Annotated in this window: 10 protein-coding genes; 5 read left to right on the top strand and 5 right to left on the bottom strand. The window is 70.3% G+C overall.

Going from position 1 to position 9,126, the window contains the following annotated elements:
- The first annotated feature begins 18 nt into the window (after positions 1-18).
- A complete protein-coding gene (locus tag NMK44_RS07325) occupies positions 19-330 on the top strand; it encodes an alpha-amylase inhibitor (RefSeq protein WP_254739612.1) in 312 nt (103 codons plus the stop codon).
- Positions 331-523: 193 nt separating this feature from the next.
- On the top strand, positions 524-1,588 hold the full coding sequence (locus NMK44_RS07320; RefSeq protein ID WP_254739610.1) for a hypothetical protein: 1,065 nt from the start codon (positions 524-526) through the stop codon (positions 1,586-1,588).
- 80 nt (positions 1,589-1,668) lie between these two features.
- Here NMK44_RS07320 and NMK44_RS07315 read toward each other — a convergent pair whose 3' ends face one another.
- Positions 1,669-2,523, bottom strand: a complete 855-nt coding sequence (locus NMK44_RS07315; protein WP_254739608.1) for an ABC transporter permease — start codon at positions 2,521-2,523, stop codon at positions 1,669-1,671.
- Positions 2,520-3,515: an ATP-binding cassette domain-containing protein gene (locus NMK44_RS07310; protein ID WP_254740150.1), complete on the bottom strand. Its 996-nt coding sequence runs from the start codon at positions 3,513-3,515 to the stop codon at positions 2,520-2,522. Before NMK44_RS07310 ends, NMK44_RS07315 begins: the two co-directional genes overlap by 4 nt.
- A 310-nt stretch (positions 3,516-3,825) precedes the next feature.
- On the opposite strand from NMK44_RS07310, the gene NMK44_RS07305 reads away from it, so the two are divergent.
- A complete protein-coding gene (locus NMK44_RS07305) occupies positions 3,826-4,446 on the top strand; it encodes a hypothetical protein (protein ID WP_374215252.1) in 621 nt (206 codons plus the stop codon).
- On the opposite strand, the gene NMK44_RS07300 is transcribed toward NMK44_RS07305, so the two are convergent.
- From NMK44_RS07300 to NMK44_RS07290, 3 genes are read right to left on the bottom strand one after another with little or no spacing between them, the layout of a single operon-like run.
- On the bottom strand, positions 4,364-5,611 hold the full coding sequence (locus NMK44_RS07300; protein WP_254739604.1) for a sensor histidine kinase: 1,248 nt from the start codon (positions 5,609-5,611) through the stop codon (positions 4,364-4,366). The two genes, NMK44_RS07305 and NMK44_RS07300, sit on opposite strands and share 83 nt — an antisense overlap.
- 39 nt (positions 5,612-5,650) lie before the next feature.
- Complete coding sequence (locus NMK44_RS07295; RefSeq protein WP_254739602.1) at positions 5,651-6,124, bottom strand: TrmO family methyltransferase domain-containing protein; 474 nt, start codon at positions 6,122-6,124, stop codon at positions 5,651-5,653.
- 39 nt (positions 6,125-6,163) lie between these two features.
- On the bottom strand, positions 6,164-7,555 hold the full coding sequence (locus NMK44_RS07290) for a tetratricopeptide repeat protein (protein WP_254739600.1): 1,392 nt from the start codon (positions 7,553-7,555) through the stop codon (positions 6,164-6,166).
- A 214-nt stretch (positions 7,556-7,769) separates the two neighbouring features.
- On the opposite strand from NMK44_RS07290, the gene NMK44_RS07285 reads away from it, so the two are divergent.
- A complete protein-coding gene (locus tag NMK44_RS07285; RefSeq protein ID WP_254739598.1) occupies positions 7,770-8,300 on the top strand; it encodes an ATP-binding protein in 531 nt (176 codons plus the stop codon).
- Positions 8,301-8,420: 120 nt separating this feature from the next.
- Positions 8,421-9,089: a YdcF family protein gene (locus NMK44_RS07280; RefSeq protein WP_254739596.1), complete on the top strand. Its 669-nt coding sequence runs from the start codon at positions 8,421-8,423 to the stop codon at positions 9,087-9,089.
- Positions 9,090-9,126: the final 37 nt, after the last annotated feature.

Below are 9,126 nucleotides of genomic sequence, written 5' to 3'. Positions count from 1 at the left end.
ATTTCCCCAGGAGAAATCATGAAGAAAATAGCCGCTGCCGCCGCCACCGCGATCAGCGCGATGGCCCTCGTCGGTGCCACCCAGGGCGCCGCCCAGGCGGCCCCGTCCACCACCCGTGCCGCGGCCCCCAGTTGCGTCAAGGCCGATGTCACCTACCTGGTCACGATCATGGTGGATGTCACCAACAACTGCTCGACCACCCAGAAGGTCAAGGTCGACTTCAACAACAACTACTTCAGCAGCTGTATGACCCTGGCGCCGGGGCAGGTCGGCCACGCCAACGCGGCCATCTTCCAGGCAAGCCGTTACGAGGGCCTCGTCACCTGCTGAGATCGCTTCCCACGGCGGGCCTTTCCCCCTTTTGGCCGGTGCTCCCGGGCGTATGCCCGGGAGCACCGTTCCTTTTCCGGGGTTCCGGTGTGGAGCGGCCGGGAGGAAATCTCCCGATCGGCAGATGTGGAAGGCCGCTCCGGACGGCGATCCTGACCGGGTAATCGGGCATTCGGCAGTGGAGGGACAGCGCATGACCCAGGTGGCGAACAGGGACGGGGGGCCGCCGGAGGTCCGGGCGACCGCCCGCTCCCGCTTCCGCCGGCCGGAGCGGGTCGGCTACGCGGCCGCGGCCGCGCTCTTCCTCTACGGCCTGGCCAACGTCTACTGGGCGCTGGGCGGCGGGGGTTTCCCGTTCGGCGCGGAGGACGCCAACCCGGAGTACTCGGCCTTCGAGCACACCCCGGCGTCCACCCTGGCCCCGGTACTGGCCGCGCTGCTGCTGCCCAGCGCGGCCGTGGCGCTGCTGATGGCGCTCCCGGGCCGGCGCCGGGTGCCGCGGAACCTGCTGCTGGGCTACACCTGGTGTTTCGTCGCCGTGGCGCTCGCCGCGTTCGCCGACTTCCGGCTGCTGGGCAATGTCGCCTATGCGCTGATGCTCCGCTTCGGTGCCATCAACTGGACGGTGCTCAACCAGTTCTTCCTGGTCGCCGGTGCGGGGCTGATGGCGGTCACGGCGCTGGCCTATCAGCGGCGGCTGCGGGACGCCTGCGGCTCGTGCGGGCGCACCGACGGGGAGCCGGGCTGGACCAGCCCGGAGGCGGCGGCCCGCTGGGGCCGCAAGGCCGTACGGATCGCCGTGATCGTCCCGTTCGTGTACGCCAGCACCCGCTGGGCCTGGGCCCTGGGCATTCCACTGGGCATCTCCGACGAACTGTGGGAGGAGGGCAAGGAGGACCACCTCTGGTACTGGGGGGCCGGTCTCGCCACCCTCGGCGCCCTCGGCGCGCTGCTGACCCTCGGCCTGGTGCGGCGCTGGGGCGAGGTGTTCCCGCGCTGGATGGTGGGGCTGCGGGGGAAGCGGGTGCCGCCGCTGCTGGCCATCGTCCCGGCCTCGCTGGTGGCGCTGCTGATCACGATCGCCGGGGTGATGTACATCCGGCTGGAGATCCAGGGGAAGTTCGACAACCAGAGCGAGGACTGGGGCACCACCGTGCCGGAGATGTTCTGGCCGCTGTGGGGGGCCGCGCTGGCCGCCGCCACCCTCGCCTACCACCTGCGCCGCCGGGGCCGCTGCAAGCGCTGCGGACGGCTGTGAGCCCCTCCAACGGCCATGAGCCCCGGATGACCGCGTCGGCGGCCGTCCGGGGCTCACGGACCTTCCCTGAAGTTCCCGGCTCAGCTCGCGCGGCGGAAGTTGCGGATGGCCAGCGGGGCGATGACGGCCACGACCACCGCGCAGATGCCGAAGGTGGCCAGCACCGTACCGGCGTCCGGATCGCCCAGCGCCAGGTCCCGCGCCGCGGTGATGGCATGGGACATCGGGTTCACCTCGGCGAACGCCCGCAGCCAGGACGGCAGTCCATCGGTCGGCACGAAGGCGTTGGAGGCGAACAGCAGCACCATGTTGACCATGCCGCCCACCGGCTGCATCGCCTCCGGTTTGCGCAGCCACGCCGACAGCGCCATGAACACCCAGCCCAGCGACCAGCCGAGGACCACCGCCACCAGCAGCGCCCCCAGGGAGCCCAGCACTCCGCCCGCCGGGCCGTAGCCGAACACCAGGGCTCCGGCCACCAGCATCACCACCATGTTCACCGCGTTCAGCACGGTGTCGGCGATGCTGCGGCCGATAAGGATGGTGCCGGTGTGGATCGGCATGGACTTGAAGCGGGCGACGATCCCGTTGTTCAGCTCGGTGGTCAGCGCCACCCCCGACTTCAGCCCCGCGCTCACCGCGCTGGTGATGAGGAACGCGGGCAGCAGGTAGTCGATATAGCTGACGCCCGCCGGGAACGACTGCGTCTGCGACACGCTCCGGAACACCTGGCTGAAGACGGTCAGCATCAGGATCGGCTCCAGGATGCCCGGCAGCACCAGGGCCGGTTCGCGCAGCGCCCGCAGCGACCGCCCGGAGAGCACCTGGATCTGCCGTAGCGCGCTCGAACCGCGGAAGCGCGGCGGCGCGGCCCCGGACCCCGTCGTCGTCCCGGCGTTCGCGGGGGAGCGCGGATGGTCGGCGGTGATGCTCATGAGGACGTCCCTGCCTCGGTCGGATGGCCGGTGGTGGCGGCGGTGGCGGCGGCCGTGGCGTGGTGCGCGGCCGTGGGGTGGTTCAGCGCCAGGTACACGTCGTCGAGGGTCGGTTCGGAGAACGCGAGCCCCGCCATGTCCGTACCGGCCTCGTCGACCGCCCGGACCACCACCGCGATGTCCGTGGAGTCGGCCACCGGCACCGTGAGGACGAGCCCGTCCTCGTCATGGGCCGGTACCAGGGCGGCCCGGCGCAGCGCCTCGACGGTACGGGCGCGGTCCTCGGCCCGGCGCAGGGTGACGGAGACGCTGCGCCGCCCCACCCGTTCCTTCAGCTCGGCCGCGGTGCCCGAGGCGATGACCCGGCCCTCGGCCAGGACGGTGATGGAGTCCGCGAGCGTATCGGCCTCCTCCAGGTACTGCGTGGTCAGCAGGACCGTGGTGCCGTCCTTCACCAGGCGCTCCACGATCTCCCAGAGCCCGCGGCGGGCCACCGGGTCCAGTCCGGTGGTCGGTTCGTCGAGGAAGATCACCTCGGGGCGGCCGACCAGACTGGCCGCGAGGTCCAGCCGCCGCCGCATCCCGCCGGAGTAGTTCCTGGCGTTGCGGCGTCCGGCGCCGGTGAGGTCGAACAGCTCCAGCAGTTCATCCGCCCGCCCGGCCGCCTCCGCGCGCGTGGCGCCCAGCAGCCGGGCCAGCAGGATCAGATTGGCGCGCCCGGGGAGCGTCTCGTCCACGGACGCGTACTGGCCGGTGAGTCCGATGAGGCGGCGCACCTCCTCGGCGCGTCCGGTCACATCGAGCCCGGCGACCCGGGCCCGTCCGGAGGAGGGGCGGGTCAGCGTGGCGAGAATGCTGACCAGGGTGGTCTTCCCGGCACCGTTGTGGCCGAGCAGACCCAGGACCGAGCCCCGCGGCACCGCGAGGCTCACATCGTCGAGCGCGGTCATCGTCCCGAATCGCTTCGAGATATGCGAGACGTCGATCATCATCGTGTCCACCGGATATACGGTAGGTGGCGTTCTGCGCCCCGGGGCGGGGCTATCACAGACGTCGAAGTGGAATTGCCGGGTGCGGAAAGCCGTGCTATTCGGGGCCACGGGTCGAGCGGCCGGACGACGGAAATACGGGTGGAATTCCGTGGCCGAATCCGGTGCGCCGTGCCCGGAACGGGCTCTGCCGAACGGCACATCCGGTCCCCGTCCCCGGCCCGCCGTGACCTGCCGAACGGCGGATGTGCCGACCCGTCCCGCTCCGTCACGCTGAGCGCGGACCGGCGGAACGACGGAGGACACCATGACGATGAGCGCCGAACGGGACCTGGCGTCCCCGCCGCCCCGCGCCGACGCGGACGGCGCCCCGTCCCCCCGCCCCTCGCGGCCCTCCCGGCCGGCCCGCTGGGCCGCGCACACCGTGCCGTTCACCCTGCTGCCCACCGGGCTGTGGCGGTGCGCGATGGGATTCGGTGTACCCCTGGGCTTCGCCTCCACCTCGGACCTGCACGAGAGCCACTTCCCGGGCTGGATGACGCTGTACGTCATCGCGCTGAGCGTGTTCGCGGAGGCGCTCGGACTGCTCACCCTGGGGCTGATCCAGCCGTGGGGCGAGACGGTGCCGCGCTGGATCCCCTTCCTGGGCGGTCGGCGGATCCCCGTGCTGTGCGCGGTGATCCCGGCCTCGCTGGGCGCGCTCGCGGTCACCTCCATCACCATCCTCGGCGCGTTCACCTGGAACGCGCCGGAGAACCTGGCGGAGATCAGCGATCCGTACGGCCCGCTCTACTGGCTCCAGACCGCCTGTTACGCGCCGCTGCTGGCCTGGGGCCCGCTGCTGGGCTTCGTCACCGTGGCGTACTACCGGCGTCGGCGAGCGGCAGAACGGCGGCCGTCCGCCACCCACCCCGCGGCTCCGGCCCCGCGCTGAGCGTGCCGCCCAGCGCCTCGATCCGCTCGGTCAGCCCCAGCAGCCCGGTGCCGCCCCGGCGGCCGTCCTCGGCCACATGGCCGCCGGAGCCCGAACTGATCGCCTCGGCGCCGTTGACCACGCTCACGGACAGCGCCCTGCCGCTTCGCTCCAGCGCGATCCGCACCCGGACGCTGGCCGCCGTACGGGCGTGCCGGCGGACGTTGGTGAGCGCCTCCACCACCATCCGGTGCGCGGTGCTCGCCACCTCGCGCGGCACCCGGCCGATCGCCTCGGCGGTCAGCTCCAGTTCGAGCCGCACCTCGGCCCGCCCCGAGGAGCGGAACCGCTCCACCACGTCGGTGATGTCCTCCAGACCGTAGGCCCGCGGCCGGTCCTCCGCCGCCTCGCCGCCCGCGGTGTCGCTGTCGCCGAGCATCCGCACCGTGCGGTCCATCGACCGCAGCGCCTGCTGACCGGCCTCCTCGATCTGCCGCAGCAGCGGCATCAGCCGGTCCGGCTGCTGGGCCCCCACGAGCTGCGCCGCCTGCGCGAGCACCACGATGCCGGAGACGTCATGGGCGACGAAGTCATGCAGATCGCGGGCGAGTTCCAGCCGCTGGCTGCGCCGCGCCACCCGCACCGAGTTCAGCCGCCGCACGTCCAGCGCCCGCAGATACCCCCCGACCAGGACGGCGCCGATCGCCCCGAGCCCCATGAACGCGCACTGCCCGAACGCCTCCAGGAACGACCCGTACGCCCCCACCCGCAGGATCACCGTGGACCCGGCGGCCGACAGCAGCAGCACCAGCGGCACCCCCTGCGGGGCGGGCGCGAACCGGGCCACCACGAACACCAGCGCCGTGACCGCAGCGAACTCCACCAGCATCAGCACCCCGACGGGCGAGTCCTCCCCGGCGTCCCCGGTGAGCACCGTCGCCACCCCGGAGACCACGGCCACCACCGCCGCCACCACCCCGAGCCGCGCCCGGGTCCGCGGCCACCAGCCGACCGTCACCAGCGTGGCCCCGACGGCCACCACCATCGATAACGCGGCCACCCATCCGGCCGCGTCCCCGACGGCCACCCCGCCCACCACGGCCAGCCCCGCCGCACCCCCGCACCCGCCCCGCACGACGACGCGCCACGACCCGTACCGGCGCCCGCGTCCGCTGTCCCTGCCCATGGATGCCATCTCTCTCCCCGTCAGCCGCGGACTCGTGGATCAGGGCCTGTGCGCCCAGTAGTCCTTCAGCATCTCGCCCGGCCATGCGGGCTGGTGCAACGCACCGCGGGGACCCATCTCCTCGAAGTACGGCGAGAGGTCATAGATCTTGGTGCCGACGACGGCGTCCAGGTCGGCCACGTGCAGCCTCAGCCCGTCGGCCTTGACCAGCCGCGGGAAGCTCTGCGCGAGCTGGTTGGGGCGCCGGTGGTTCCGGTGGGCGAATGTCCCCGTCGCGGGCCATCGGGTGTTCCCGCGTGGGCTGCGAGCGTGGTACTCGACGTCATCGGGAGACGCCTGGTCGAAGTGCCACACGACAACGAGATGGGAGAACTCCTCCAAGCCCCGCACGGCATCGGGCGGGAACTCACCCTCGTCGAGCTGAATCACCGACTCGACCCCGCCCCAGTAGTCGTCGGCGACCTCGGTGCGGCCCTCGACGACTTTCCCGATCGCCCTGATCTCCAACACCATTGCCTCAGCCTTTCGCCTCGGTCCCCACGACACATGCGGTCACGCCAGGTGCATCAGGCACGAGGCCGCACGGGCGTCGAGCGCACCTACTGCGGGAATGCCCCGCTTGCGGTAGGGCGACAGCAGCGAGCGCATCTCGACGACCCGCTGCCGGGCCCGGCCGGAATGGATCCCATCTTCCATGGCGTCCAGGACACTGGTCCATGTGGCGCACGCTTCCTCGACGCTGCCCTGGGCGATCTGCGTGGCACCCAGGTAGCCGAGGGTGATCGCATGAGTCCGCCGGAAGGCCGCACCACGCGTGCGCACCGAGCGTCGGAACTCCTTGATCGCCCGCTGGTGATCGCCAAGGTCTCGGAGGGTGCACGCGGTCTCATGTGCCAAGGACGCCTCGCCGAAGAAGAACGTCCGGTCCGGCTCTCTGATCCCGTCGTGGGCATGGGACAAGTCGTCATTCGCGCGCAGCAGGGCCCGTACCGCGGCGTGCCGCTGTCCGGTCGCTGCCAGGGTCCGCGCATGCACCACCCCGAGGAGTGCTCGCTCGCGCGGCGTCGCGGCCGCGTACCGCTCACCACGTACCGAAGCCTGTGCGATCTGCAGGGCTTCGCGCCGGAAACCCATGTCGAGCGCCTGATGCGCCATGGCACGCAGGATGTGCCCACTCAGCGGTGCGTCACCGGACCGGGCGGCCAGCTTCACGGCGGTGTTGAAGCGCTGGAGCGCCACCCCGTTCTCGCTGTTGTCGAAGGCCATCCAGCCCGATACATATGCCAGCTCGGCGGACGCGGCGAACATCGCGCGCCGAGTCGCGTCGTCGGTGAACCGCCCCTGGAGCAAGTCGTGAGCCTCATGCCGGAGATACGCGTCGACTGCCCGCCTGCCGTGGCCGCCTCCGCGCCGCTGGTCCATACGTGAGAAGCCCAGAGTCAGCTCCCGTACGGTCTCGACGTCCCCGCGACCGACGCGGTGTGCCTTTACCGACTCCTTCGACGGGGGCCGGGACATGGCATCCCACCACGTCTCGTCCGGCAGGACCAAGGCCGCTGCGGAGTACACCCCGTCCGCCAGCAGCTGACGCCGGTCCGAGTCCACGCCACTCCCCAAATCACTCAGCGCGATCAACGGATCGATGCGCCAGTCCAGCGTCCCATGAGCCGGTGAGGTGCTGGCTGCGATCCCGATATCCCGGTACGTGATCTCACGCTTCAGACGACGGGACAACGTCTGGCACAGGATGGCGGGCGCGATCCCCGATGGCTGGACCCCGCTCACCCACATGCTCACATGAGAGCGACCGATCCTGGAGTTCTCACGGACCTCGCCGTTCAGCGTCTCGACGGCGACACGGTTGTACGCGGCCGCCGTCTGGGCTCGTGACCAGTCGGCTTCCTGAAGGAGGGCGACCAGCCGCTCGTTCCGCTCCCGCGTCATCGTGCGCCCCCGCCACGTAAGCGATATCCGACCACGCCGTCCGGCCCGATCTGGTCGATGGCCTCGGGCACGAACAGGGCCAACCTAGCGCCCAACTGACGGATGGTGTGCAGTAAGTAGCGCAACGTCACCCGGTTGGGCAAATCCGCTCGCCGGTCGGTGCACTACTCGGACGATCTTTGACCACCTTGACCACCTCGGGACCACCGACCCCATGTCGATCGTTCCCGTGACCCTGTTCGCTCATCGAGTCAGTCACTCGACGAGCGGAAGCACTCATATGAACTCCTCCGTTGGCACATCCGACGCGGCGGGCACCGTGCGTCCGGCCCTCGAACATTCCGGTGGGCCTGTCGTCACGACTGCCGCCGAGGCCACGCGCGCCTTAGAAGTCGTCATGCCCCCAGACCCGTTCTGTGTCGCCCAGACACGATGTATCGCCGCCGCGCTCCTCCGGCTGTGGGAAATCGCCGACACGCTTGCGGAGGATGTGCGGGTGGTCATCTCCGAACTGGTCACGAACGCCATCAAGCACGGACACGGGATCGTGAGCCTCCGGATGCGGCACTGCGAGGACGAGCTTCGGATCGAGGTCACGGACGGGAGTCCGGCCCCGGCCGAACTGAACCACCCTGATGAGGAAGATGAGTCCGGCCGTGGTGTGTACCTGGTCGCAGTTCTGGCAAGCGGCTGGGGTGTGAGCCACCAAGGCCGAACCACCTGGGCCACGTTCCACGCCCCCTGAGATTCGGCAATGAACCGTCCTGTTTCCGCCCAGGCTCCCGGAGAGTGGGCAGCGCCTCATCGACGATGGCCGAGGGGCCTCCGGCCCCTGGCAACGGTTATCAGGGAGAGGAGAATGCGTGTGACGGACGACCAGCGCGCTCTGACCGGGCAGCATCGGCAGTGGGCCGAATGCATCTGGGACTACCACCGGATGCATCACCAGATCCGTCCGGCAGACGTAGCCATCGGCCTGGGCAGCCACGATCTGGGCGTCCCGGCCTTCTGCGCCCAGCTCTACGCGGCCGGGCTCTTCCCGTCACTGGTGTTCACCGGTGGGCCCAATCCCACGGCTCCGGACCGGTTTCCCCGAGGCGAAGCCGTCCGATTCCGCGAGCACGCCATCGAACTCGGCGTTCCGGAGAGCACGATCCTCCTTGAGCCGAAGGCCCGGAACACAGGCCAGAACATCACCTTCTCCCGTGAGGTCCTGGCGTCCGCCGGGATCACACCACGCACGGTGATGCTGATCTCCATGCCCTATATGGAGCGGCGATCCTTCGCCACAGCTCGCCGGATGTGGCCCGAGGTCGAGGTGATCTGCGCGTCCGCACCGCTGGACTTCGACGACTACCTCAAGCACATCGGTGACGAGTGGCTCGTCACCGACCAGCTCGTGGGAGACCTCCAGCGGGTCATCGAGTACCCCCGGCTCGGATTCGCCATCGAGCAGGACGTTCCGGAGGACGTTCATACCGCCTACACATCGCTCGTCCGCGACGGATTCACCAGCCGCCTGCTCAAGCCCTGATACGACATCGCAGAATTCGATATGGCGTGGACGGGAA

Origin of the sequence: Streptomyces cucumeris (assembly GCF_024295805.1) — a bacterium.
Taxonomy (GTDB): Bacteria; Actinomycetota; Actinomycetes; order Streptomycetales; family Streptomycetaceae; genus Streptomyces; species Streptomyces cucumeris.
Note: the sequence above shows the minus strand (reverse complement) of the source record. Positions and strands in the feature narration are given on the sequence as shown.

Bases quoted from the DNA above. Each gene is read 5' to 3' on its own strand.
- NMK44_RS07305 (WP_374215252.1), top strand. From the start codon at position 3,826: ATGAGCGCCGAACGGGACCTGGCGTCCCCGCCGCCCCGCGCCGACGCG.
- NMK44_RS07325 (WP_254739612.1), top strand. From the start codon at position 19: ATGAAGAAAATAGCCGCTGCCGCCGCCACCGCGATCAGCGCGATGGCC.
- NMK44_RS07300 (WP_254739604.1), bottom strand. From the start codon at position 5,611: ATGGGCAGGGACAGCGGACGCGGGCGCCGGTACGGGTCGTGGCGCGTC.
- NMK44_RS07315 (WP_254739608.1), bottom strand. From the start codon at position 2,523: ATGAGCATCACCGCCGACCATCCGCGCTCCCCCGCGAACGCCGGGACG.
- NMK44_RS07290 (WP_254739600.1), bottom strand. From the start codon at position 7,555: ATGACGCGGGAGCGGAACGAGCGGCTGGTCGCCCTCCTTCAGGAAGCC.
- NMK44_RS07320 (WP_254739610.1), top strand. From the start codon at position 524: ATGACCCAGGTGGCGAACAGGGACGGGGGGCCGCCGGAGGTCCGGGCG.
- NMK44_RS07310 (WP_254740150.1), bottom strand. From the start codon at position 3,515: ATGATGATCGACGTCTCGCATATCTCGAAGCGATTCGGGACGATGACC.
- NMK44_RS07295 (WP_254739602.1), bottom strand. From the start codon at position 6,124: ATGGTGTTGGAGATCAGGGCGATCGGGAAAGTCGTCGAGGGCCGCACC.
- NMK44_RS07285 (WP_254739598.1), top strand. From the start codon at position 7,770: ATGTCGATCGTTCCCGTGACCCTGTTCGCTCATCGAGTCAGTCACTCG.